Here is a 24,135-nt window from a genome sequence, read left to right as displayed (position 1 = left end):
GTCATGACAGGCACGGCTGTTGGCAGCTCCCTGACCACCCGCTTCGGGACCATCCGGGGTGTCCTCTTCGACATCGACGACACCCTGGTTGACCTGGAGTATGCCATGACCACCGCCCTGCGCGAGGTCAGCGAACATCTGCTGCCCGGTCTGGACCAGTCCGGGTGGGATCGTTTTGGCAGGATCTTCACGCACGAAACCACGCATTACTACGACCGCTACCTGGCAGGGGAGCTGACGTTCAACGACCAGCGGCTGCTGCGGGGGCGGGCCGCTTTGGGCCACTTCGGGGTGGAACTTGCCGAGGGCGAGGAGTCGCACCGCTGGCTGAGTGCCTACAGTGAGCTGCAGCCCGCGCTGGTCCGCGCTTTTGAGGACGTGCTTCCGCTCCTTGACGTGCTGGATGCTGCTGGCATCCCCTACGGTGCCGTCAGCAACAACGTGCACGACTACCAGCGGGCAAAGCTGGACAGCGCGGGGCTGGAACGCGTGGGCCGTCTGGTTGGCACCGATACCGTCGGTGCGGCCAAGCCCGAGCCTGCGATCTACCTCGAAGGCGTCCGGCTCCTGGGGACCTCCGCGCAGGAGACCCTCTACGTGGGCGACAACAGGCTGCTGGACGCTGAAGGGTCGACGGCGGCGGGGCTGGTGGGCGTGTGGCTCAACAGAGCGGGGGAGACCGTGCCCTCTTTTGAGGGTCACGAGGTCAGTTCGCTGTCTCAGCTGCTGGACTAGCTTCCGTCCTCAAGCACGGATGGGCAGGACCCGTCGCCGGTTCCGGAGCACCAGGTAGGCCCCGATGGAGCCGACCACCAGCACACCCACCAGTGCGAGTGCCACGGCAGTATCGGACTTACCCACTGCGTTGGCCGGGGACACCGCGGCCGCGCTCGTGTACAGGGTCTCGGTTCCATCTGCGATCCGGGCGCTCCCGTCCGCAAGGTTCTCCGCCCCCGAGGCCAGTTCCGTGGATCCGGACGCGAGCCGGGTGTTGCCAGTGGAAAGCTCCGAAGCGCCGGCGGCCACAGCTTGTGAACCCTTCAGGAGTCCGGGGTTCGCCGGGTCTGCGGGATCGCCTTTGATGCCGGAGTTCAGCACGGTGGTCCCCTCAGCCAGCCGCGAGCTGCCCTCGGTAATTTGCGCGACCGCTTTGATCAGGCCCGGACGCTCAGGATTGCCGGGAACACCATCCATGCCTACCCGGATCTGCGATGTTCCGGCGGCCAGCAATTCGGTGCCCAGGACAACACCCGGATTGGCAGGATCCCGGCTGTTGAGCTTTTCGCCCAGCGTGGCGAAGCCGGCGGTGAGGCGGCCCGTTCCGGCGTGCAGCTGCGCTGAGCCGTCACGCAGTTTGCCGGCGCCTTCCTGCAGGGCGGTCGCGCCGGCGTCGAGCTTATGGGCTCCGGCCGTTATTTTGGCGATCTTGTCCTTGACAACAGCCAGTGGAACCAAGCCCTGCAGCGGATCCGAGGCGGCGGCCTCAAGAAGTTCGAGGGCCTGGGCCAACGCGGCGGTGCCGGTGCCTGCCTCGGGGGAATTGTTGGCTCCCCGGTAGCCCTTCAGCTGTCCCGTTCCCGCGGCCAGATCCCCTGCTCCCGCAGCAAGCCTCGCCGCGCCTGCGTCCAGGGCGTTGGCGCCGTCAGCAAGATTGTTCTCGGCATTTCCTGCAGCAGTAGCTGTCAGGGCTGCAGCCAGCTGGGAGGCTCCGGAGGCTAGCTTGCGGGCGCCATCATCCACCTTGTACACACCCGGCGCGAGTTTATTGTTCACATCGGTCTCAATCCTGACTGCGCCGGCGGTGAGCTGGCTGGCACCGGCTTCCAGCCTTTCGGCGCCCGGGGCGAGCTTTTCAGTGACCCCGAGGAGCACTTTGTTGGCGCCTGAGGACAGTTTGCCGGCACCGTCGCCGGCCTTCCCTGCGCCGCTGGCGAGTTGACCGGCGCCATCCTTGAGCTGCTCAGCCCCTGCGGCCGCCTGCCCTGCACCGTCCCGTAGCTTGGCGGATCCGTCCGTGATCCGGCCGGTGACCAGCGTGTAGAAGCCAAGAACTGCGACGAGCATAAGCGCTAGGACTGCGATAGCTACCTTTTGCGTCCGGGAACGGGCGGTGGTCAGGGTGGAAGCTGCGGCACGACTCTGTGGCACGGATGAATCCTCTCGACTGGTTGTTACTAGTCAGTAACTTACCGAGAGTAAACTTACGATGGTGCCGTTGGCAAGGGTGTCCGGTCCGACCTCTGTTCCGTGCAGCGCCGGGCGAGCGGGACCCGCGGCCTCGACATGCCGTCCGGATTGGCCGATTTGTGCCATCCAGAAGTCTCGGGTAGAGTAATTTCTCGTGCTGAGGCGCACGGAGCGCAGGTTGAAGCCTAAAACTCCGGCCCGAAGTGTCATTGGGATATGGTGTAATTGGCAACACTACGGTTTCTGGTACCGTCATTCTAGGTTCGAGTCCTGGTATCCCAGCTCTGGTTTAGACGCTGAAATATTGCTGATGACCAGGGGTTTCAGAACGGTTTCCGATTTGAAACTCGTGCTGAGTGTATGAAATAATCACTGAGCGCGCCGGCCAAAAGCCGGTTGGAAGCGTCAGCTTCCTGGAAGTACGCGGCCCCATCGTATAGCGGCCTAGTACGCTGCCCTCTCACGGCGGTAACGCGGGTTCGAATCCCGCTGGGGTCACAGAATGACGGTCCCGGGCATCAGCCCGGGACCGTTTTTTATTTTTATTTTGTTCGCTGCGCCCTGTCCCGGCTTGGGGTCCCCTGAACTGGCATGATGAGGTGGTGACCTCCTCCGACGGTTCGCCACCTCAGCCGCCCCCGCTCCCGTCCCGCGCACCACGCGGCCAACCTGCGCGCCAAGCCGATCAGCCAGGCCGCCCGGCGGGCCAGGCCGCGGTCGCCGCCGTGGAACTGCTCGAAGCCGTGCGGGAGGACCTGGCGGCCGTGTCGCTGCCCCTGGCGCTGCCGGAGGCGGGGCAGGCCCGCACAGAGGTCCGGAACGCCGTTGCCCAGCTCGATGACTACATCCTCCCGCGGTACCGCAGCCTGGACGCCCCGCTGCTCGCCGTCGTCGGAGGTTCTACCGGCGCCGGCAAGTCAACACTGGTGAACGCCCTGGTGGGACACCCCGTCACCCGTTCCGGTGCCATCAGGCCCACCACGCGCCAGCCCATCCTGTTGCACCATCCCGCAGATGCGGGCTGGTTCGAAGGCCAACGCGTCCTGCCCACCCTCAGCCGGATCCGGGGCACCGTATCGCCCGAACCCCTCCCGGCCAGCCGGGCTGGCGCAACACCTGACGCGGAGGCCATCTCCTCCCTGGTGCTCGTGGCCGACCCGGCGGTGCCGCAGGGGATCGCGCTGCTCGATGCTCCCGACGTCGATTCCATCTCCGATGACAACCGCCGGCTGGCCGGCCAGCTGCTGGCCGCCGCGGACCTGTGGGTCTTTGTCACCACAGCCAACCGCTACGCGGACGCAGTCCCCTGGAAGCTGCTGCTGGACGCGTCCTCGAGGGACATCATGGTTGCCGTGGTGCTGGACCGGGTGCCGGCCGGGGCCGAGGCCGAAGTCAGCGCCGATCTCCGCGGTCTGCTGCAGAAGGAAGGGCTCGGGGCCGCCAGGCTGTTCGTGGTGCCGGAGACGGACCTGAACGGGCTGGGCATGCTGCCGGCGCAGTCCGTACAGCCGCTGCAGCTCTGGCTGCGGGACCTCGCGGCCGATGCTGCGGGACGTTCGGAGATTGCCCGCCGGACTCTCAACGGCACGGTGAAGGCCCTGGCCGGGCGGGTCGCTGGTGTGGCCGAGGCCGTGCAGGGCCAGGAGCGTGCCGCGGCGTCGCTCCGGGCCGATGCGGAGGCCGCGTACCGCGACGCTGTGGACAGGATCCTGAATGCCACGAAGGACGGTGCGCTGCTTCGCGGCGAGGTTCTGGCGCGCTGGCAGGACTTTGTTGGGACGGGCGAGTTCTTCCGGACCCTGGAACAGAACGTTGGCCGGCTGCGGGACCGGTTGGGCGCATTCTTCCGGGGCGAGCCACCGCCGGCCGTGCGGGTGGAGGTGGCCATCGAGACAGGACTGCAGGCCGTCATCCTGGATGAAGCGGCCAACGCCGGCGAAGACACGGACCAGCGCTGGCGCTCGGACCCCGCCGGCCGGGCGCTGCTCGGTACCGACGACCTGTCCGGCACCAGCCCCGGGTTCGCCGACGGGACCGCTGCCGAGATCAGGGCCTGGCAGTCCGGGCTGATGGAACTGATCCGTACGGAGGGACAGGAGAAGCGCACTCAGGCCCGGTGGCTCTCGTTCGGGGTGAACGGGCTCGGCGCCGCGCTGATGATCGTGGTGTTTTCCATGACGGCCGGCCTCACCGGGCTGGAAATCGGCGTGGCAGGCGGCACCGCCGTGGTGGGACAGCGGCTGCTTGAAGCCGTCTTCGGCGAGGACGCCGTCCGCAGGCTCGCCCAGACGGCGAGGAACGACCTCCACGCCCGCTGCCAGCGGTTGCTGCAGGCGGAGCAGCGGAAGTTCCTCGAGCGGCTCCCTGCAGGCGGTGCGGATGCTGCGCATGCTCTGGCGGACCATGCGGCCGCCCTCGCCCGGCTGGCGGAACGTCCATGAGCCGCCACGGCGCCGCCCGCGAAGCCTCGGAGCTGGACCGCAGGCTCGCGGCCCTCAAGGACGCACGGGAATTGGGGGACGGGGTCCTGCCGGATGAGTCCCTGGATGAAGTGCGCCGGCTCCTCGACCGTGCCGGCTCGCGGCGTTCACTCTCGGCCGAGCACACGGTGGTGGGCTTCTTCGGTGCGACCGGCAGCGGGAAGTCATCGCTGTTCAAGGCAGTCAGCGGGGCAGAAATCGCGACGGCGGCGGCCCGCCGTCCGACCACGTCGGAACCTTTGGCAGGTGTCTGGGGAGCGGACGGCAGCGAGCCCCTGCTGGACTGGCTGGAGGTGCGCAACCGGCACCACGCCGATCCCGTTGCGGGTTTCGCGGACGAGGGCACAGGGCTGATCCTGCTGGACCTTCCCGACTTCGATTCCACCCGGGCGGCCAACCGCGCCATTGTGGAGCGCATGGTGGGCTTGGTTGACGTCCTGGTCTGGGTGCTGGATCCGCAGAAGTATGCCGACGCGGCCGTGCATAACGACTTCCTCGCACCGATGGCTGCCCACGGCGCCGTGACCCTGGTGGTGCTGAACCAGATTGACAGGCTGCCCGAACGCGACGTCGAGCCGGTGCTGGAGTCGCTCAAAGGGATCCTTGCGCGCGACGGGCTGGGCACGGTGCAGGTGCTGGGGGCCTCCGCACTGACCGGTCAAGGCGTGGACAGGGTCCGGAACGCCATCCGCGGCGTGGTGCTGCGGCGGCAGGCTCTCTCACAACGGCTCGCTGCGGATGTCTCACGGGCATCCCGGCAGCTCACTGAGGTTTCAGGGATAGGCGAGGCGGCGGGCGTCAGAAAGGCGGCAACAGTGCGGCTCACGGATGAGCTGGCCACGGCAGCGAACGTGCCATTGGTGGTGGACGCTGTCGCCACGTCCTACAGGATGGAATCGACGCGCCGGACCGGGTGGCCCGTCACACGGTGGCTGCTGCGCTTCAGAGCCGATCCGCTGCGCCGGCTTAACCTGAAGAGCTCCGCGCCGTCCCAGCTCAACCGCACCTCGCTCCCGCCCGCCGGCGCCCCCGAGCGCGCCCGGACGGATGCGGCAGTCCGCGAGTTCGCGGACGCCGCCAGCGACGGCGCGCCGGGCCCGTGGCGGGCAGCCATCCGCGGTGCAGCCCGTGAAGGACGGGATGCGCTGCCCGACGCCCTGGACCAGGCCATCGCCGGGACGGACCTGATGACCTTCCGGAAATCCTGGTGGTGGGGAGTGTTCAACGTGGTCCAGTGGCTTGCGCTGGCCGTAGTGGTTGGCGGGCTGGGCTGGCTCGGTGTGCTGGCCGGACTCGCGTACTTTCAACTGCCCGTGCCGGACGTGCCGCGGGTGGAGGGCTGGCCCCTTCCCACCCTGATGATCGCCGGCGGCGTGGCGCTGGGGATCTTCCTGGCCCTCACCGGGAAAGTCATAAGCGCCGGAGCGGCAAGGTCACGGTCGGCCAAGGCAAGGAAGCGGCTCCGGGCGGCCGTCGGCAAGGTGGCGGGGGACCTGGTGGTGGAGCCGGTGGAAATCGAGGTGAGCCGGCTCAGTTCCTTCAATAGTGCACTTAAGGCGGCCGCGGGCGGAGCGTAGAGCGCTTACGCCAAGGCGGCCGCGGCGTCCCGGACCTTGATCAGGGTGCGCAGGTTGCGCGTCGTGGTGCTTGACTTGAACTTCGCCTTGGCGGAGATCTTGCTGAAAGGGCTGTCCAGCGTCCCGCCGACCGGCGCGAGCCAGGCCAGCGCCTCCGGGCCGAGCCGCTTCTGTTCGCTTCCTTCCAGCGCTGCGCCGGCGGCGTCAAGCTCATCGAGCCTGGCCGTGTCGGAGGAGAGCGTGATGTACGTGTGGGTGGCCTTGTCGTCTTCCGGATAGGGGCAGGCAGCCACCAGTTCGGCCACGCGTTGCGCGGTGAGGACAACCACCCAGGCGTCGTAGCCGAAAGTCTCGCGCAGGCATTTTTCAACCTGCCCTTTGACGGCGGACGGCGTATCCGGGCTGGCGAGCACCACGTTGCCGCTGGCGAGGAGGGTCTTGACGCCCGTGAACCCGGCAGATGCAAGCGCGTCCTTTAGCTCAGCCATCTTGATGTTGATTCCGCCGACATTGATGCCCCGGAGAAAGACCGCGTAGCTGTTCATGCGGACAGCTTAGCCAAGGCGTGGCGATAGTGAGGCGGCCAGCGGGGATGGCGCGTCAGCGCCTCAGTCGTTGTTTTTCCGCAGCGCCTCGGTCAGGAGCCGGCCGGCATTGCAGACCACCTCGGCGTGAAGCCGGCCAGGCTGCCGGGTCAGGCGTTCGATCGGCCCTGAAATGGAGACGGCGGCGATGACGCGGCCGGACGGTCCCCGCACCGGGGCCGAGACGGAGGCGACCCCCGGCTCTCGTTCGCCAAGGCTCTGTCCCCAGCCCCGGCGTCGTACACCTGCCAGAACAGTCGGCGTGAAGCGTGCTGACTGCAGGCCCTCAAGCAGCCGGTCATGATCTTCCCACGCCAGCAGGACCTGGGCGGCGGAGCCAGCCTTCATGGAAAGCTGGGTGCCGACAGGAATGGTGTCGCGCAGGCCGATGGGCCGCTCCGCAGAGGCGACGCAGACGCGCCACTCGCCCTGGCGGCGGAAGATCTGCGAGCTCTCGCCGGTGGCGTCCCGCAGCTGCATCAGGATGGGCCCGGCCGAGGCAATGAGCCGGTCCTCGCCCGCGGCGGAAGCTAGCTCGACCAGGCGGCTGCCCAGCACAAACCTGCCCTGGATGTCCCGGGCGACCAGGCGGTGGTGGATCAGGGCCAGGGCAAGCCGGTGAACGGTGGGCCGCGCCAGTCCTGTGGCGGCCACCAGCTGTGCCAGGGTGGTGGGCCCGGCCTCCAATGCGTCCAAAACATGGGCCGCTTTATCAATGACACCGACGCCGCTAGAATTGTCCATGTAATGATATTGCCGTCTCATTATCTGAGATGCAAATCTTTTGAGTGGCATATTGCACACCGCTGCTGGTTCAGTGGAGCTTAACAGCCAAAACATGCAGTGAAGGGAGCTGGCCGTGGCAAAAACACTGGCCGAGAAAGTCTGGGACGCACACGTGGTGCGCAAAGGCGACGGCGAGGGAGCCAACGCCCAGCCCGACCTTCTCTTCATCGATCTCCACCTCGTCCACGAGGTGACGTCCCCGCAGGCCTTCGAGGGCCTCCGCCTCGCCGGCCGCAAGCTGCGCCGCCCGGATCTCACCATCGCCACCGAGGACCACAACACCCCTACGCTGGACATCGACAAGCCCATCGCCGATCTCACCAGCCGCACCCAGATCCAGACGCTGCGCAACAACTGCGCGGAATTCGGTGTCCGGCTGCATTCGCTCGGGGACGCCGAGCAGGGCATCGTGCACGTTGTCGGCCCGCAGCTGGGCCTCACCCAGCCGGGCATGACAGTGGTCTGCGGCGACTCGCACACCTCCACGCACGGGGCATTCGGCGCGCTGGCCATGGGCATCGGCACGTCCGAGGTGGAACACGTCATGGCCACCCAAACGCTTTCGCTGAAGCCGTTCAAGACCATGGCCATCAACGTTGAAGGCACCCTGCGTCCGGGCGTCACGGCCAAGGACATCATCCTTGCGGTCATCGCCAAGATCGGCACCGGCGGGGGCCAGGGCTATGTCCTGGAATACCGCGGCTCCGCAATCCGCGCCCTGTCCATGGAAGCACGGATGACCATCTGCAACATGTCCATCGAGGCCGGTGCCCGCGCAGGCCTGGTGGCCCCGGACCAAACCACCTACGACTACATGTTCGGCCGCCCGCACGCTCCCCAGGGAGCGGACTGGGATGCCGCCGTCGAGTACTGGAACACCCTGCGTACCGACGACGACGCGACGTTTGACGCCGAGGTTGACCTGGATGCGGACACCCTGGAGCCGTTCGTCACCTGGGGCACCAACCCCGGCCAGGGCGTTTCGCTTTCAGCTTCAGTACCCTCGCCGGAGGATTTCGGCGACGAGAACGCCAAGGCGGCCGCCGAGCGCGCCCTGCAGTACATGGGCCTGACCGCCGGCACCCCCATGAAGGACATCCGGGTGGACACCGTCTTCCTGGGTTCCTGCACCAACTCCCGCATGGAGGACCTCCGGGCCGCAGCGGACATCATCCGCGGCCGCGAGAAGGACCCCAACATCCGCATGCTGGTGGTTCCCGGTTCAGCCCGGGTCCGGCTGGAGGCCGAGGCCGAAGGCCTGGACAAGGTGTTCAAGGACTTCGGTGCCGAGTGGCGCTTCGCCGGCTGCTCCATGTGCCTGGGCATGAACCCGGACCAGCTCGAGGTGGGGGAGCGCTGCGCCTCAACCTCAAACCGTAACTTCGAAGGCCGGCAGGGCAAGGGCGGACGCACGCACCTGGTCTCCCCGGTGGTGGCAGCCGCCACCGCCATCCGCGGAACGCTGAGCTCGCCGTCGGACCTTGACCCGGCCCCCGCATCCGCCGCCACCCGCACCGACGCCGCCTAGGAGCCCGCCATGGAAAAGTTCACCACCCACACCGGCATCGGCGTCCCGCTGCGCCAAAGCAACGTTGACACGGACCAGATCATCCCGGCCGTGTACCTGAAGCGGATCACCCGCACCGGCTTTGAAGACGCGCTCTTCTCCGCCTGGCGCAAAGATCCGGCCTTCATCCTCAACCAGACCCCCTACAACGCAGGCTCCGTTCTGGTGGCAGGGCCGGACTTCGGCACCGGCTCCTCCCGCGAGCACGCCGTCTGGGCCCTGAAGGACTACGGCTTCAAAACGGTCCTCTCGTCCCGCTTCGCCGACATCTTCCGCGGCAACTCCGGCAAGCAGGGCCTGCTGGCCGCCGAGCTGGCCCAGGATGACATCGAGCTGATCTGGAAAGAGCTGGAAAACGCCCCCGGCACCGAGGTGACCGTTGATCTGGTCTCGAAGACCGTGAGCTGCGGCACCATCGTGGCCCCGTTCGAGATTGACGACTACACCCGCTGGCGGCTCCTCGAGGGCCTGGATGACATCGGGCTGACGCTCCAGCACGAAGAGGACATCACCGCCTACGAGGCGACCCGTCCTGCGTTCAAACCGACCACGCTGCCGGCACGGCTTTCCTAGGGCACTTCTTCGTGCGGGGGCACCGTGAAGCCCGTGGCTAGTTGTGCTTCGCGTAGTCGGCGTCGCTGAGGGCGCCCCACGCGTTGGTAACGCTGATTGTGTAGTAGTCGTCCGGGCTGAGGTTCGTTTCTCCCACGTTCGCCATCACCGTCTGCAACCGGGGGTTCTGCCCCCGCCGCGCGCCGAAGGAGCCGTCAAAGTAGTCCGTGGCCACCACCTTGCTCAGCTTCTGCCCTGCGGCGTCGGTCCAGTTCACCTCGACTTTGGCGCCATAGAGGTTGTAGCCGGTGATGGCCACGGCGCCCGTGCCGGCAGTGAACGAGCTGTCGGTGATCACGGGCGTGGCTTTGCCTGAGCGGAGCTGCTGCTCCAGTGGAGTCCCCGTGCCAACGCAGGTGTAGTACGTGTCCCACATGAAGGAAATGAGCTTCTGTGGCGCGTTTCCCACTTGCTGCAGTTGCCGGTGCAGGCGCGCCAGGGTGGTTTGGCCGCGCGGATTCGTATCGCATGCGTTGGACCCTGTGGCCGGTGCCATGCCCTCAACATTGGCCCACAAGGTGGCTGTCGTACCGGCGACTCCGGCCGCTGCGGCCTGGAAGTAGTCGCGTGTGGAGGCGAGGTACTTAGTGCCCCATGTGCCCTCACCGACGATCGCCGATGCCGGTGCATCCACCGCAGTCCCCTCCTCATTGCCGAAGTAGGCGCCGCCCTTGCCGGTCCCCATGCCGTCCTGGACCGCGATGCTGAGGTTCACTCCGCTGGCCGTCAGGGCGATGGTGCGAACGGCGTCGGCGACGCCGGCAAGAGGTGTCCTGCCTCCGGCAGCTACCCGGGCATCCAAGTACGGGCTGACAACCGCGGCCCGGGTCGGCATGATGCGGTGGATTGCTTCGTTCTGGATGCGGTAGGTGGTCAGGACAGAGTCGAATCCGGCGCTCAGCGGCATCTCAACGGCGAGGTAGAACCCGGCCAGGCCGGCTACGTTGCTGACGGCCTTCTGATACCTGAGATATCTGTCCGTAAATTGCGCAAAGGTGTTTTGGTAGCTGAGGTCAGGCAGGTACGGCACGTCGTTCCGCATCACCGGGATCGGCAAACCTGCATAGAGTCTCATCTTCCGTTTGGTTGCCGCCTTGGCCAATGAAACAGTTGCGCTGGCGGCTTTGGTTGTCCCGCCGCTGATCACAATGACGTCATAGCTGTTGTCTGACGAGTCACAGCCGCTTCCATCGGCCGGAACAACCAGAATGGTGAACAATTTGCCGTTGGCGGCGATGCTTTGGTCCCGGGGGCAGGCCAGGGCTTTTTTGCCCCACTGGTTCCCGTCGGAATACGTAAATACTCTGTTCACCCGCACTCCGAGCGTGGCCGCCTGGCCGCAGTTCACCGAGCCGATCCTGCAGTCCGCTGGAAGTTCGGCCCAGCCAGCCGGCTTGAGCCTGGTTCCGGGGGTGATGACGGAATCGCCCCCGGCGGCCTTGATGCGATCCAATTTGTCTGCATTCAGGGCGTTACTGCCCCCGGCACGGATGAAGTATCCGCTAATGGGAAAGGCAGGGGCCGGGGTGGTGAAGGGCGCGGCGTCCGCCGGTGTGAGGAACGCCGCAAGGAGAGTCATGATAGCCACCACCAACAAGGACGCGCTGTAAGCGCGACGAGGAGTAAATCTGCGGCGCCTCCCAGCTGGTTGCTTTACAGGCGATACCTGGCGCTCTGGGTTGAAACCGTGGGCCATATGGACAGGATGGTCTCCCGCCCAGGGGCATAGCAACACTTGGAAACGGGTAACGGCTACTCATATTTTCGGCCCTGATACTCGCCCCGGTTGCGGGCATGCAGCGGCGGCCGCAACCCACGAGCCTGGCATGCCGTATTTCGGTTCGGTAACGTGACCTCCTATGCTTAGCTGGAGCCTTTGCAAGTGTTTGAGGGCGAGCAATCGTAAGGAAACCGGTATATGAGTAGTGTTCTGACAATCCGCGGCGGAGTCCCGCTTACAGGCCGCGTCAACGTCCGTGGGGCCAAGAATCTTGTTCCCAAAGCGATGGTGGCAGCCTTGCTGGGCAACGAACCCTCGGTATTGCGGAACGTTCCGGAGATCAAGGACGTCGAAGTTGTCACGTCCCTGCTGCAGCTGCACGGGGTGACCGTCGTGAAGGATCCCGTCAGCGGTGACCTCACCCTGGATCCCAAGGCAGCCAAGACCGCGCCGAGCACCGCGATTGACGCCCATGCCGGCGATTCGCGGATTCCCATCCTGCTCTGCGGTCCCCTCATCCACGCGATCGGTGAGGCCTTCATCCCCGACCTGGGCGGCTGCAAGATTGGCGACCGGCCCATCGACTACCACCTCAACGTGCTGCGCCAGTTTGGCGCCGTGGTTGAAAAACGGCCAGGCGGCATCCACATCTCCGCGCCGCGCGGGCTGCAGGGAGCAAAAATCTCGCTGCCGTATCCGTCAGTCGGAGCCACCGAGCAGGTGCTGCTCAGCGCCACGCGCGCCGAAGGCATCACCGAACTTTCCGGCGCCGCCACGGAGCCCGAGATCATCGACCTCATCGCCGTGCTGCAGAAGATGGGCGCCATCATCAGCGTCCAGACTGACCGGACCATCCGCATCGAAGGCGTCAGGGACCTGGGCGGCTACAACCACCGCGCACTCTCGGACCGCAACGAATCGGCGTCGTGGGCTTCCGCCGCACTGGTTACCAAGGGAGACATCTTCGTCGAAGGCGCCTCCCAGCGGGACATGATGACGTTCCTGAACACTTACCGCAAGGTGGGCGGCGGCATGGATATCGGCGAGGACGGTATCCGCTTCTACCACAAGGGGGGCAAGCTCAACCCGCTGGTCCTCGAGACTGATGTGCACCCCGGCTTCATGACTGACTGGCAACAGCCCCTGGTGGTGGCACTGACCCAGGCGGAGGGCGTGTCGATCGTTCATGAGACGGTCTACGAAAACAGGTTCGGTTTCACTGACGCCCTCATTCGGATGGGCGCCAGCATCCAGGTGCACCGCGAGTGCCTGGGCAGCGTGCCGTGCCGTTTCGGGCAGCGGAACTTCCTCCACTCCGCCGTTATCTCAGGTCCCACACAGCTCAAGGGCACCGACATTGATGTCCCGGACCTTCGCGGCGGTTTCAGCCACCTCATTGCCGCGCTTGCTGCCACCGGCACGTCCCGTGTGACCGGCATCGACATTATTAACCGGGGCTACGAGCGTTTCACTGAGAAGCTCGCCGGACTCGGCGCGGACTTCGACATCACCTCGACGAAGTAACGGGGGGAACATGAAGGAAACGGCCAAGAGCCGGGCCACGTTTGTTGTGGTGGCCGGCATCGTGCGGACCGTGCTCAACGGCATGATGAACAAGAAGTGGGAAGGCCTGGAAAACCTTCCGGAAGGCGGTTTTATTGCCGCGCCCAACCACTGCACGGAAATCGATCCGCTCATTGTGGGCCACCTCCTGTACAACCAGAAACGTGCCCCTCACTTCCTCGCCAAGGCAGGGCTCTTCAAGGTTCCGGTTCTGGGCGCTGTCCTCCGGGCCACCCGCCAGATTCCGGTGGAACGCTCGACGGCGGGTGCAAACCGCTCGCTGCAGCTCGCCCAGGAGATCGTGGCTGACGGCGGGGCCATCATCATCTACCCCGAGGGCACCCTGACGCGTGATCCGGAGCTGTGGCCGATGAAGGGCCACACCGGAGCAGCACGCCTCGCCCTCGAAGGTGGAATCCCCGTAGTGCCCATCGCGCATTGGGGCGCCCACGAGGTTTTCCCGCGCTATGCCAAGAGCTTCCACCTTTTCCCGCGTAAGACGTCACGGGTAGTGGTGGGCAAACCCGTTGACCTTAGTCCGTTTGCAGGCAAACCGCTGGACAAGGCAACCCTCACCGCCGCGACCGAGGCCATCATGGACGCCGTGACGGAGCTGCTTGCCGGCATCCGGGGCGAAACACCTCCCACCGAGCGGTGGGACCCCTCCAAACACAACCAGGCTTCGCATGGCCGCTTTGTTGACCGGGGACGCCCTGACGACGCAGCGGACGCAACGTGACCGCTGAGCGAAGCCGCCCGGGCTCGGCCCGCTCCGTTGCCGTGCTGGGCGCCGGTTCCTGGGGAACCACGTTCGCGAAGATCCTTGCCGACGCTGCCACGGCCGCTGGTGTGGAACGCAGCATCCGGCTGTGGGGCCGGCGTAGCGAAGTGGTGGAGCAGATCAATGCGGTCCACCGCAACGAGCAGTACCTGAAGGACACCGTGCTGCCCGGCAGCATCACTGCGTCCACGGAGGTGCGGCACGTATTAGCCGGTGCGGACCTGGTGGTCCTGGCAGTGCCCGCACAGTCGCTGCGCCTCCAGCTCCGCGAGTGGAAGGCCCTGATTGCCCCGGATGCTGTGGTGGTGTCCCTGATGAAGGGCCTGGAACTGGGCACCGATGCACGCATGAGCCAGGTCATCGGCGAGGAACTGGGGATTCCTGACCACCGCATCGCGGTGGTTTCGGGCCCGAACCTCGCCATGGAGATTGCCCGTGAAGAACCGACGGCTTCCGTGGTGGCGTGCAGCGACGAGGCGACAGCGGGCTGGATTGCCAGAAGCTGCACCGCCCCCTACTTCCGCCCCTACACCACCGGGGACGTGGTGGGTGTGGAGATCGGCGGAATCGTCAAGAACGTCATCGCCCTGGCCGTCGGCATTTGCGAGGGCAAACAGATGGGTGACAACACCAAGGCTTCCGTCATCACGCGGGGCCTGGCCGAAACGTCAAGGCTGGCCCTTGCCCTTGGCGGGGAAGCCCGGACCATGGCCGGACTCGCCGGCCTGGGGGACCTGGTGGCAACCTGCTCCTCATCATTGTCGCGTAACCATACGGCCGGCAGGCTGCTGGGCCAGGGCCTGACCCTGGACGAGCTTGCGCTGAAGATGACGCAGACGGCCGAAGGCATAAAATCAGGCCAGGCCGTGCACGATCTCGCAGGGAAACTGGGCGTGGAAATGCCCATTACCGCCGCCGTCGTCGCCGTCCTCGCCGGCAAACTTTCCGTTGACCAACTGGGACCGCTGCTGCTGTCCCGGGACCTGAAACCTGAAGGCGATTACTGAGATGTCTGAGCACAACCTGGCCGCAGCGGAACCCGCGCGCCGGTCGAAACCACGGGTGGCGGTGCTTTTTGGCGGCCGTTCCAGCGAGCATGCGGTCAGCTGCGTGACGGCTGCCGGCGTGCTGGGCGCCATCAACAAAGACAAGTACGACGTCATACCCATCGGCATCGCCAAGTCCGGGCAATGGGTCCTGGCAGCCGCGGACACCGCCCAGTGGTCGCTGTCCGCGGCATCACTGCCCGAGGTCCCGGCGTCGTCCGAGACCGTGACCCTCGCCGAGATCGGCGGGGAGCACCAGCTGATTGTGGCCTCGCCGGACACGGTTCCCCGCGAACTGGGCACCGTTGATGTGGTGTTCCCGCTGCTCCACGGCCCGTTCGGAGAGGACGGCACCATTCAAGGGCTCCTCGAACTCTCTGACACCCGCTACGTGGGCGCCGGCGTGCTCGCATCCGCGGTGGGCATGGACAAGCACTACATGAAGGTTGTTTTCGAGGCTGCCGGACTGCGGGTGGGCCCGTATGTGGCGGTCACGGACCGTCAGTGGCTCAACGACGCCGAGGCCGTCCGCAAGCAGGTGGACCGGCTCGGCTTCCCGGTGTTCGTCAAGCCTGCCAGGGCCGGATCCTCCATGGGCATCTCCAAGGTGGATTCGCTCGAGGAACTTGATGCCGCCGTCGAGGAAGCCCGGCGCCACGACCGCAAGCTGGTCATTGAAGCCGGCATCGTGGGACGCGAAATCGAGTGTGCCGTCCTCGAAGGGCGCGGAACCGCGGCGCCGCGCACCTCCATGCCGGGGGAGATCTCCGTGGCAGGGGGCGGCCATGATTTCTATGATTTCAACGCCAAATATGTTGAGGACGACGCCGCTTCACTCAGCTGCCCGGCCGACATCCCGGAGGAAGCAATCGCCAGGGTGCGGGAACTGGCGGCGGTGGCCTTTGACGCCGTCGGAGCGGAAGGGCTGAGCCGGGTTGATTTCTTCTACACCCCCGAGGGTGAACTGATCATCAACGAGATCAACACCATGCCGGGGTTCACGCCCAAGAGCATGTACCCGCAGATGTGGGCAGCGTCCGGCCTTGGCTACGCGGACCTCATTGACGAGCTGATCTACCTGGCGCTCAACCGGAAGACCGGACTGCGGTAGCAGGCCTACTTGCTCGTGGGCAGGTTCTGCAGGTCTTCCTGGCCCACGCAGTTCCCGGTGGCCGGAATCTTAGCCGCAGCCCCGGAGAGATCAGCAAGGACCGTGGCGGAACTGATGGTCTCCTGATCCTTGGTGAGGAGGATCTCGGTGGCCGGCTTGCGGCCGAAAGTGGTCAGCGTCCATGCGGAGTCCGCTTCCTTGATGACCCAGTCAACGCCGTTGACGCTCACGCAGCGGTCCGTCGTGGGCCCCGGAACGTTCACCCCGCAGCGCAGGATCACCTGCGAGGGGTCCCCCCAGGCCGCGGTGGCCTGGCTGTTGGTCTTCCGCAGTTTCGCGTCGCCGATGGCGTCCGGCAGGGCCACCATCATGGGCGCGCAGGCAGGGTTGGCCGCGTCGGCGGCAGGGGCCACGTCCACGGCGGGGGAGCAGGCGGTGAGAGCGAGGACCGAAAGAGTCACCGCGAAAAGGGAACAGCCGGCGCGGAGGGTTGCGGAGGATCTGGGGTGCTGCATCTGTCCAGCCTAGCGGGAAGTGGCAGCATGATTTGAGCCACGGCGGACCCCCGGAAGACTGCGGGGTGCGGGGACTGACCGGTTCGTTCAGCCTTGGCGCACACGGTTCCGATCCCAAATACAGTAAACTTAGGGCGAAGTCCAGTGACTGGACCTTCCTCGTACAACAACTAATGGCGTCCCACCTGGGGATTCCTGGTGGGACTAGCATCAGTCTGTAACGTAGGCAGCCTGGGGGGCATCGAGTGACAAATAAAAGAAGCATTGGGCGTCGGTGGGCGACCGCCGTGGCGTGCGCCCTGCTGTTGACCGCTGGCACGATTCCAGCGGCATATGCGGATGGCGAGACCCCGCCCGTGACTATCGTTAATCCGCCGCCGCCGACCTCAGGTGAAACACCGCCTGGGCTGGATCCCGTGGTGGTTCCTTCCCCAGTGCCGGATCCGATCGTGACTGATCCGGCACCAGTGACGGACCCTGTGTTGGTGCCTGCGCCGCTGGACCCGGCAGTGCCCATGGTGCCTTCAGCAGATCTTGGACCGGCTCCCGTCCAGACCACGCAGGCGGCCGAAATTCCGGCGCCGGCCGCTCCCGCGCAAGCGCCGACGCCGTCAATGCCCGCAGCCGTTCTTTCGGCGCCGAGCGAAAATGTCACGGCCCCTGAAACGGCCGAAGCCGTTCCGGCAGCGCTTGAGCCGTCTCTTACACCGTCCCCAATCACTGTGCCTCAAGCCAAGGCCGAAGCTGCACCAGCCAGCGTCCCTGGACCGGTAGCTAAGACTTTTGATGCGGTGGTTACGACGGCGGCAGAGAGCCCCCTCTACGTTCAGGTCCTTACCGTACTGATCCTGCTGGGTGCAGGGGTACTGTACTTCCGCGTCCTCGGGTCCAAAGGGACGCGAGTTCCGTCCAAGTCCGTGAAGTAGAACGGATAGTGCTGACAACAAATAGGAACGTCCCTGCCTCGCACGTGCCTCGCCTTACGCTCCTGACTCACTCCTACTGGCCGGAGAGCAGTCCTCCGCAGCGGCGGTGGAGCGCCTTGGTCAAGGAACTGAGTACGGCTGGCTGGCAGATTGACGTCATAACCCCGGTAGCTCACGCACCCCACGGGCGCAGGCAATTGCCACGCCGGATGGCTGGACGCGCTTTTTGCGGCCAAAAGGGCAAATATGCGGAGCTAATAAGGCGTGTTCCCTACTTGCGCCACGGAAACTTCCACGCGGCTAAGTTTCTCGATCAGTGTTTCTCCGCCCTCCTGTCAATTCCGCTTGGTTTGCTTACCCGGCACTCCGACGTACTCGTCGTCACGGCCCCTAGTCTGCCAATGCTGGGGGCCGGCTACGCCATTGCCCGGCTTCGCCGCATTCCCTTGGTGGTGGAGATGCGGGACGCCTGGCCGGACCTTGCCCGGGACGCCCGCCTCGTGCAGGGTAACGTCAAAAGCCTCGCGGAGCGGGTCGTTGAATTTGTCCAGCGGCGTGCGGATCTTGTGGTGACGGTGACCGAGGGGTTCGCTGAGACGTTGAGAGCACGCGGCCTAAAAAACGTTGCCACCATCAGCAACGGGGTGATGCTGGAAGCGCTCCCAGTGCTTGAGCCCCCAGCCCTTCATCGCCCTGTTTTTGAGGCCCTGTATCTCGGAAACCACGGCAAAAGCCAGCGGCTCGAAGTCGCTATCCAAGCGAGCGCTTTGGTGGGGGATTCGATGCACCTGCACATGGTGGGCCACGGAGTGCAGCGGCCCGCTCTTGAAAGACTCGCCAGGGAGCTTAACGCGCCGGTGACCTTTCACGATTCACTGCATGGCCAGGAAGTCATGGACCGCTACGCGTCGGCGGACACCTGTGTGGTGTCACTGCGGGACGACTGGAAGTCCTTCGAGACCACCGTCCCGTCCAAGACGTACGAAGTCTTAGCAGTGGGGCGCCACGTCACAGCCATTGTCCGGGGAGAGGCTGCACGGATCGTGGAGGAGGCTGGAGCTGGCGATATCGTCCCCAGCAGCCCTCAAGCCGTTGCCGGATTGTGGAAGTCACTGGCGCAGGACCGTGGAAAGCTGGTCCGCAGCGGGGACAGCCGTCAGTGGGTCAAGGAGAATGCGGACTTCCCACTGCTCGCCGCGCAATATATGGACCTGATTCAGGGGCTGCTCGAAGCCAGGCGCGGCCCGCGCTCGTGATGCAGTTTGTGACTAACCTCCGCCTCGCAGCAGGAACCGCGGGGCAACACCTTTCCGACGACCCTGCCCTGCTTCTGCTGCAGGTTTCGCGTCGACTGCCGGCTCGGGCAGTACAGCCGGTCGCGAAGCTGGTGCGCCGCAGCTCCCGCCCGGACAGCACGTGGGAACCGGTGCTGCTAGCCAGCCTGATCGGGGGCGACCAGCCGGACGTGATTCGTCGTCTGGAAGCTGCGCTGACGCGCGGCAGCTGTTCTGCCGAACACGCGCGGGCCTTGGCAGATGTTGCCCTCGTTGCCGACCGTCCGGACCTGGCTAACGCTTTTCTGGTGCTCGCCAAGGGCGCCCGCCGGATCCGTGCCGCGCAGGCCCGGAGGTTCTGGTACAGCGGCGCAATGGCGGCCGCCGTCGGGATTCTGGAAAATGCCCCGAATGCCGCAGAAAGGCGGCAGGGGAGGCGCCTCGCTGCTGACTTGCGCATCCTTCAGGGCTGGCGGCCGGAACTCGGCGCAGTACGCTATGAGCCGCTGCCCCGGCGCGTGCTTCACGTTCTCACCAACTCGCTGCCCCACACGGCCAGTGGCTATGCGCAACGTTCACACTCGGTTTTGCTGGCCCAGCAGGAAGCTGGCTGGGAAACTCTCGCCGTGACACGGCTGGGTTATCCCGTACAGGTGGGGAAATTGGCCGCGCGCAGACGGGACGTGGTGGATGGCGTCACCTACGAGCGGCTGCTGCCAGCCCGGCTGGCGGCCACTATGGACGCGCGGCTGCAGCAGCAGGCTGAGGCGCTGCTGTCCGTTGCTCTGGCCTTTCGGCCGGCCGTCCTGCACACCACTACGCACCATGTGAACGCGATCGTCACCCGCGCTGTCGCCGAGGCCCTGAACATCCCGTGGGTCTACGAGGTCCGTGGCCAGCTGGCCGACACCTGGGCGGCCACCAGGGGACCTGAGGCCCGCAACAGCGAACGCTACCGGCTTTTCCAGGAACGCGAAAAGGAGGCCATGCTGGCCGCGGACCTGGTGGTGACGCTCGGTGAGGCCATGAAAGGCAACATTGTCGCAGCCGGAGTTCCGGAAGCGAGGGTACTCGTGGCACCGAACGCCGTCGGCGGCAGTTTCCTGGCCGAACCCGGAACGCCGACAGCGGCACGCGCAGCACTGGGCCTCGACCCCGAAGGACAATACATCGGGACAGTGAGCAGTCTGGTTGCCTATGAGGGCATCGATGACCTCATCAGCGCTTTTGCCCTGCTGGCGCCCACCCATCCTCGACTGAAACTTCTCATCGTGGGAGACGGCGTATCTTCACCCGCATTGAAGGAACAGGCTAGGGCTCTGGGCCTCGGTGGACGCGTCATCTTTACGGGACGGGTGCCCCGAAGCGAAGCCCATCTGTACCACCAGGCGCTAGACTTGTTCGTCGTGCCCCGTAAAGATCTTCCCGTCACCCGGGACGTGACGCCACTAAAGCCGGTAGAGGCCATGGCCTGTGCACGTCCCGTGGTGGCCAGCCGCCTTCCAGCCCTCGCTGAGATTGTAGAGGACGGCGTCAGCGGCACGCTGACCGACTCGGAGAACCCTGCTGACTTGGCCGAAAAGCTCGAACAACTGCTGGCCTCCAGCGAGTTGCGGCGGCGATTGGGGGCTGCAGGGCGAAAGGCAGTATTGGAAACCCGGACCTGGGCAGCCAATGCGTCGGCCATGTCAGCGGCCTATAGGAGATTGATGGAGAACGCGCGTTGAGTCTTAACGAGAAGCAGAACCTGGCGGCACCTGCTGCCGTTCAGCCCCTGTCTGTGGACATGCGGGAACTGACCCGGGTAGGCGCGCGGCCCGGATTCCTCGATTATCTCGTTCAGCTGTGGGACTTCAGACAATTCATTTTTTATGATGCCCGGGCGCGGGTTCAGAGTGGAACGCGGCGGGACCGCTTGGGGAGTGCTTGGCTGCTACTCAACCCAGTGTTCAATGGGATGACGTATTACCTGATTTTTGGTCTCCTGTTAAACACAAGCGGCGGCATCGAGAATTACGTCGGATACCTCGTTATTGGGATTTTTCTATTTCAGTTCAGTTCGGGTGCGATTACGGCAGGAGCCCGCTCGGTGCGCAGTAACAAGGCCATAGTCCAAGCCTTCAACTTTCCACGAGCCGCACTTCCAATAGGCGCCAACCTCCGGGAAATTTTGTCGGCAGTCCCTCTCGTCCTGGCGATGCTGCTGATTATCGTAGTGGTGCCTCCAGCCGAGAAGATCGGGCCCCTCTGGCTTCTGGTCGTTCCCGCGGTTGCTTTGCAAGCTGTCTTCAACTTGGGCGTAGGTCTGATCCTTGCCCGCTTCATTTCCAAGGTCAATGACCTCAACCACTTGCTACCCTTCGTGATCCGTGTGTGGATGTACGGGTCGGCGATCTTTTACTCGTACGACAAGTTCCTAACGCATCCAGTGCTCCTCGACGTCATGAAGTTGAACCCACTGTTCAACGTGATCAACATCGTCCGCGACTGCGTCCTGTACAACCGTCTTCCGCTCTGGCAGTCATGGGCCACGCTGGCTGTTTTCGCATTGGGCGCCCTGATGTTTGGCTTGTTCTTCTTCTGGCAGGGGGAAGAAAAATATGGACGCTGAAGAAGCAGTCTTTGTTGATGGCAGCCCCTGCATCGTTCTGGATTCAGTCCGGATGAGCTACACGGTCCCCACCACGGACCACGTCGCAGACGGTGATCTGACCTTCATCCGCAAGGTGATCCGCAAAGTGGCAGGCCACCAAAGCACCGTCAAGGTACACGCTCTTAACGAACTCTCCCTTGTTGTTGAGCGCGGGGAGTCGCTAGGCATCATAGGGCGCAACGGCTCGGGCAAGAGCACGATGATGAAGCTCATCAGCGGGCAGGAGACTGCGACGGCGGGAGCCGTCTACGCGTCCAGCACGCCGATAATGTTGGGCGTGAATGCAGCGCTGGTGCCGGACCTCTCCGGTGATCAGAACGTCGTCCTAGGCTGCCTGGCCATGGGGATGGACCGGCACGCCATTGCGGAAAAATTCGACAGCATTGTTGAGCTCTCAGGTCTGGAAAAATCCATCCACCTGCCCATGAAGTCCTATTCGTCGGGCATGGGATCCCGTCTGCGCTTCGCCATCGCAGCCGCCGTAAATCCGGAGATCCTCCTCGTCGACGAGGCCTTGAACACCGGTGACGCCCAGTTTGTTGACCGCAGCCGCCGGCGCATGGCCGAACTCAGGGAGAACGCCGGCTGCGTGTTCCTGGTGAGCCACAGCCTGGAGACCATCAGAGACATGTGCTCACGGGTGATTTGGCTCGATCACGGAGATCTGATCATGGACGGTGACCCGCAACAGACAACAGCTGCGTACAAGAGCTTCACGGACCACCTCGCCACGGGAAATAACGTCTCGGCGGCCCGCATCAAAGACGATGCCCGGGCGAACTTGGTTGCCACACAGGTTTTGCCTCGCATCACAGGACGCCGAAAAGGAGCCGACCAGTGAACGGTATTCGTCAGTTCAGAGCCGCGCTTTGGCATCTGCGTCAAGGCGGTGTGCCACAACTGACTCAGTGGCGCCTTCGACGCAAAGCTGAGGCCGGCGTGTTAATTCCTCAGAACATACGCGGCGCAGAAGGTGGCTGGAGTGGTCGAGGGAAACACCGTCGTCTTTCTTTCCAGCCGTATCACGTTCCGAGTTTCGAACCTCGGCGCTCGGACCTCCGCGTGGCAGTGATCCTAGATGAATTCTCGTCCTTGGCCTTTGCTTATGAATGGGACGTATTGCCATTATCGCGGAAGGCATGGCGGGAAGAACTGAGCAATACGCATATCGATTTCCTTTTTGTTGAGTCCGCATGGAAGGGAAACCGGGGTTCATGGCAGTACCAACTCACCGGTGAAGCCGGGCCAAAATCTGATTTCTTGGAACTCATGGCATATTGCCGCTCTGAAGAGATTCCGACAGTGTTCTGGAACAAGGAGGATCCTCCCCACTTCGAAGACTTTTTCCCGGCCGCGCGTCTATTTGACGTTGTCTTTACCAGTGACGTCAACAGGATCCCAGACTATGAAAAGCGGTTGGGACACCATCGGGTTGCTGTCCTGCCGTTCGCAGCTCAACCGGCAATTCACAATCCGGTCAGGCCCGGCCATGGCTTCCAAACGCGTGGCGTCGCATTCGCCGGTATGTACTTCGCGCACAAGTACCCCGAAAGACGGGAGCAGCTTGACTTGTTGCTTGGTGGTGCCACCGACGCCGCCGGTAAATCCGAGGCCGCGACACTTGAAATCTTCTCACGCCTACTCGGTGGAGACCCTGCGTACCAGTTCCCAGAGGGCTACGGGCGGCAGGTGGTTGGTAGCCTCAACTACCTGCAGATGCTGACGGCATACCGTGCCTACAAAGTGTTCCTCAACGTCAACTCAGTCGTCGAGTCCCCAAGTATGTGCGCCCGCAGAATTTTTGAAATCTCGGCCTCTGGTACGCCCGTTGTGAGTACTCCCTCCGAAGCCGTATCAGAGTTCTTTCCTGCAGATGAAGTTTTCGTTGCAGATTCCAGGGCCACGGCCGCTGCCCAGATTCGCATGCTTGCTGCTAGCGCCGAGCTTCGTGAGCGCACCGTCCATAAGGCGCAGCGACGCATCTGGGACCAGCACACCTACGCTCATCGTGGGGAACAGGTTGTTTCAGCTGTACTGCCGGAAAAGGTACGTCCTAGTGAGCTTCCCACCGTGACTGCACTCGTTAGCACGGTGCGTCCCGCCCAGTTGGAGCACGTCCTGTCATCTGTGGGTAGGCAGACCGGAGTCCGGTTGGAGCTTGTTCTCCTGACTCATGGTTTCCAGGCTCATCCCGGTTTAGTTGATGAGCTTGCTCGCGAACATGGAATTTCCAATGTGCAAGTGCTGACCGCACCACGGGAGCTTTCCCTCGGTGAGTGTCTGAATCAGTGTGTCGAGGCGTCTACCGGCCAAGTCCTTTCAAAGATGGACGATGATGACTACTACGGGCCGGAGTACCTACGCGACCTGCTGCACGCCTTGGAGTATTCGCGGGCGACAGTGGTGGGCAAACAAGCTCATTACATGCATTTCCTGAGCCGGGGCGCTACTGTGCTTCGCTCGGGACACAAGGAGCACCAGTACAGCCGCTTGGTGGCGGGGCCAACCATCACAGCTCACCGCGAAGTGTTCCGAGCGAATCCCTTTGCCCCGGTTAATCGAGGAGAGGACACCGGATTTCTCGAGTCGGTCGGCCAAGGGGGAGGCGCTATCTATTCAGCGGATCGTTTCAATTTTTGCCAAATGCGATCAGGAACCGGCCACACTTGGGACGTCTCGGATGAGGAACTGATGGCGTCCGGTGTCATCAAATTTTTTGGTGACCCAATTGCCCACACAACCGTTTAGGGACA

The 24,135-nt window shown here is 64.4% G+C and carries 19 protein-coding genes and 2 tRNA genes; 16 read left to right on the top strand and 5 right to left on the bottom strand.

Annotated elements, in window-relative coordinates; all coding sequences use genetic code 11:
• The first annotated feature begins 3 nt into the window (after window positions 1-3).
• Window positions 4-735: an HAD family hydrolase gene (locus SBP01_RS11685; protein ID WP_320535889.1), complete on the top strand. Its 732-nt coding sequence runs from the start codon at window positions 4-6 to the stop codon at window positions 733-735.
• 9 nt (window positions 736-744) lie between these two features.
• Here the strand turns inward: SBP01_RS11685 and SBP01_RS11680 are convergent, their stop codons facing one another.
• Entirely contained in the window at window positions 745-2,148 is a 1,404-nt protein-coding gene (locus SBP01_RS11680) for a hypothetical protein (protein WP_320535888.1), read from the bottom strand.
• A gap of 249 nt (window positions 2,149-2,397) precedes the next feature.
• Here SBP01_RS11680 and SBP01_RS11675 point away from each other — a divergent pair.
• The 4 genes from SBP01_RS11675 (at window position 2,398) to SBP01_RS11660 (ending at window position 6,244) form a co-directional block, all read left to right on the top strand.
• Window positions 2,398-2,469, top strand: a tRNA-Gln gene (locus SBP01_RS11675).
• 143 nt (window positions 2,470-2,612) lie between these two features.
• Window positions 2,613-2,685, top strand: a tRNA-Glu gene (locus SBP01_RS11670).
• Between the two features lie 227 nt (window positions 2,686-2,912).
• Window positions 2,913-4,628: a dynamin family protein gene (locus SBP01_RS11665; RefSeq protein ID WP_320538334.1), complete on the top strand. Its 1,716-nt coding sequence runs from the start codon at window positions 2,913-2,915 to the stop codon at window positions 4,626-4,628.
• Window positions 4,625-6,244 (top strand): GTPase, encoded by a 1,620-nt coding sequence (locus tag SBP01_RS11660; protein WP_320535887.1) that lies wholly within the window; start codon window positions 4,625-4,627, stop codon window positions 6,242-6,244. The genes SBP01_RS11665 and SBP01_RS11660 overlap by 4 nt, the downstream gene beginning before the upstream one ends.
• 5 nt (window positions 6,245-6,249) lie before the next feature.
• Here the strand turns inward: SBP01_RS11660 and SBP01_RS11655 are convergent, their stop codons facing one another.
• Both SBP01_RS11655 and SBP01_RS11650 read right to left on the bottom strand, forming a co-directional pair.
• The gene (locus tag SBP01_RS11655) at window positions 6,250-6,789 is read right to left on the bottom strand and encodes a DUF1697 domain-containing protein (RefSeq protein WP_320535886.1); all 540 of its coding nucleotides are present in this window, start codon (window positions 6,787-6,789) and stop codon (window positions 6,250-6,252) included.
• A gap of 63 nt (window positions 6,790-6,852) precedes the next feature.
• Window positions 6,853-7,572 carry an IclR family transcriptional regulator gene (locus tag SBP01_RS11650; RefSeq protein ID WP_275216162.1) on the bottom strand — a complete coding sequence of 240 codons (720 nt, stop codon included), beginning with the start codon at window positions 7,570-7,572 and terminating at the stop codon, window positions 6,853-6,855.
• 115 nt (window positions 7,573-7,687) lie between these two features.
• On the opposite strand from SBP01_RS11650, the gene leuC reads away from it, so the two are divergent.
• Window positions 7,688-9,142: a 3-isopropylmalate dehydratase large subunit gene (gene leuC / locus SBP01_RS11645; RefSeq protein ID WP_275216163.1), complete on the top strand. Its 1,455-nt coding sequence runs from the start codon at window positions 7,688-7,690 to the stop codon at window positions 9,140-9,142.
• A gap of 9 nt (window positions 9,143-9,151) precedes the next feature.
• Window positions 9,152-9,754 carry a 3-isopropylmalate dehydratase small subunit gene (gene leuD, locus SBP01_RS11640; protein ID WP_320535885.1) on the top strand — a complete coding sequence of 201 codons (603 nt, stop codon included), beginning with the start codon at window positions 9,152-9,154 and terminating at the stop codon, window positions 9,752-9,754.
• A gap of 37 nt (window positions 9,755-9,791) precedes the next feature.
• Here leuD and SBP01_RS11635 read toward each other — a convergent pair whose 3' ends face one another.
• Window positions 9,792-11,372 carry a hypothetical protein gene (locus SBP01_RS11635; RefSeq protein ID WP_320535884.1) on the bottom strand — a complete coding sequence of 527 codons (1,581 nt, stop codon included), beginning with the start codon at window positions 11,370-11,372 and terminating at the stop codon, window positions 9,792-9,794.
• A gap of 339 nt (window positions 11,373-11,711) precedes the next feature.
• Here SBP01_RS11635 and murA point away from each other — a divergent pair, with 339 nt between their 5' ends.
• From murA to SBP01_RS11615, 4 genes are read left to right on the top strand one after another with little or no spacing between them, the layout of a single operon-like run.
• Window positions 11,712-13,037, top strand: a complete 1,326-nt coding sequence (gene murA / locus SBP01_RS11630) for a UDP-N-acetylglucosamine 1-carboxyvinyltransferase (RefSeq protein WP_275216166.1) — start codon at window positions 11,712-11,714, stop codon at window positions 13,035-13,037.
• A gap of 10 nt (window positions 13,038-13,047) precedes the next feature.
• Entirely contained in the window at window positions 13,048-13,815 is a 768-nt protein-coding gene (locus tag SBP01_RS11625) for a lysophospholipid acyltransferase family protein (protein WP_320535883.1), read from the top strand.
• On the top strand, window positions 13,812-14,864 hold the full coding sequence (locus SBP01_RS11620; RefSeq protein WP_275216168.1) for an NAD(P)H-dependent glycerol-3-phosphate dehydrogenase: 1,053 nt from the start codon (window positions 13,812-13,814) through the stop codon (window positions 14,862-14,864). The genes SBP01_RS11625 and SBP01_RS11620 overlap by 4 nt, the downstream gene beginning before the upstream one ends.
• Window position 14,865: 1 nt before the next feature.
• Window positions 14,866-16,014, top strand: a complete 1,149-nt coding sequence (locus tag SBP01_RS11615; protein WP_275216169.1) for a D-alanine--D-alanine ligase family protein — start codon at window positions 14,866-14,868, stop codon at window positions 16,012-16,014.
• 5 nt (window positions 16,015-16,019) lie between these two features.
• Here SBP01_RS11615 and SBP01_RS11610 read toward each other — a convergent pair whose 3' ends face one another.
• Window positions 16,020-16,529, bottom strand: coding sequence for a DUF3515 family protein (locus tag SBP01_RS11610; protein WP_320535882.1), 510 nt, complete (start codon window positions 16,527-16,529; stop codon window positions 16,020-16,022).
• Window positions 16,530-17,571: 1,042 nt separating this feature from the next.
• On the opposite strand from SBP01_RS11610, the gene SBP01_RS11605 reads away from it, so the two are divergent.
• The 5 genes from SBP01_RS11605 to SBP01_RS11585 are packed head-to-tail and all read left to right on the top strand — an operon-like array spanning window position 17,572 to window position 24,130.
• Window positions 17,572-18,711 carry a glycosyltransferase family 4 protein gene (locus SBP01_RS11605; protein WP_320535881.1) on the top strand — a complete coding sequence of 380 codons (1,140 nt, stop codon included), beginning with the start codon at window positions 17,572-17,574 and terminating at the stop codon, window positions 18,709-18,711.
• A complete protein-coding gene (locus SBP01_RS11600; protein WP_320535880.1) occupies window positions 18,711-20,456 on the top strand; it encodes a glycosyltransferase family 4 protein in 1,746 nt (581 codons plus the stop codon). The genes SBP01_RS11605 and SBP01_RS11600 overlap by 1 nt, the downstream gene beginning before the upstream one ends.
• The gene (locus SBP01_RS11595) at window positions 20,453-21,340 is read left to right on the top strand and encodes an ABC transporter permease (RefSeq protein ID WP_320535879.1); all 888 of its coding nucleotides are present in this window, start codon (window positions 20,453-20,455) and stop codon (window positions 21,338-21,340) included. The genes SBP01_RS11600 and SBP01_RS11595 overlap by 4 nt, the downstream gene beginning before the upstream one ends.
• Window positions 21,330-22,223: an ABC transporter ATP-binding protein gene (locus SBP01_RS11590; RefSeq protein WP_320535878.1), complete on the top strand. Its 894-nt coding sequence runs from the start codon at window positions 21,330-21,332 to the stop codon at window positions 22,221-22,223. The genes SBP01_RS11595 and SBP01_RS11590 overlap by 11 nt, the downstream gene beginning before the upstream one ends.
• Entirely contained in the window at window positions 22,220-24,130 is a 1,911-nt protein-coding gene (locus SBP01_RS11585) for a glycosyltransferase (RefSeq protein WP_320535877.1), read from the top strand. Before SBP01_RS11590 ends, SBP01_RS11585 begins: the two co-directional genes overlap by 4 nt.
• Window positions 24,131-24,135: the final 5 nt, after the last annotated feature.

This window comes from Pseudarthrobacter sp. IC2-21, from assembly GCF_034048115.1.
Classification (GTDB): Bacteria; Actinomycetota; Actinomycetes; order Actinomycetales; family Micrococcaceae; genus Arthrobacter; species Arthrobacter naphthalenicus.
This window is presented reverse-complemented; position numbering and strand designations above follow the sequence as displayed.

Bases quoted from the DNA above. Each gene is read 5' to 3' on its own strand.
- SBP01_RS11685 (WP_320535889.1), top strand. From the start codon at position 4: ATGACAGGCACGGCTGTTGGCAGCTCCCTGACCACCCGCTTCGGGACC.
- SBP01_RS11660 (WP_320535887.1), top strand. From the start codon at position 4,625: ATGAGCCGCCACGGCGCCGCCCGCGAAGCCTCGGAGCTGGACCGCAGG.
- SBP01_RS11655 (WP_320535886.1), bottom strand. From the start codon at position 6,789: ATGAACAGCTACGCGGTCTTTCTCCGGGGCATCAATGTCGGCGGAATC.
- SBP01_RS11650 (WP_275216162.1), bottom strand. From the start codon at position 7,572: ATGGACAATTCTAGCGGCGTCGGTGTCATTGATAAAGCGGCCCATGTT.
- leuD (WP_320535885.1), top strand. From the start codon at position 9,152: ATGGAAAAGTTCACCACCCACACCGGCATCGGCGTCCCGCTGCGCCAA.
- SBP01_RS11635 (WP_320535884.1), bottom strand. From the start codon at position 11,372: ATGACTCTCCTTGCGGCGTTCCTCACACCGGCGGACGCCGCGCCCTTC.
- murA (WP_275216166.1), top strand. From the start codon at position 11,712: ATGAGTAGTGTTCTGACAATCCGCGGCGGAGTCCCGCTTACAGGCCGC.
- SBP01_RS11625 (WP_320535883.1), top strand. From the start codon at position 13,048: ATGAAGGAAACGGCCAAGAGCCGGGCCACGTTTGTTGTGGTGGCCGGC.
- SBP01_RS11615 (WP_275216169.1), top strand. From the start codon at position 14,866: ATGTCTGAGCACAACCTGGCCGCAGCGGAACCCGCGCGCCGGTCGAAA.
- SBP01_RS11610 (WP_320535882.1), bottom strand. From the start codon at position 16,529: ATGCAGCACCCCAGATCCTCCGCAACCCTCCGCGCCGGCTGTTCCCTT.
- SBP01_RS11600 (WP_320535880.1), top strand. From the start codon at position 18,711: ATGCAGTTTGTGACTAACCTCCGCCTCGCAGCAGGAACCGCGGGGCAA.
- SBP01_RS11590 (WP_320535878.1), top strand. From the start codon at position 21,330: ATGGACGCTGAAGAAGCAGTCTTTGTTGATGGCAGCCCCTGCATCGTT.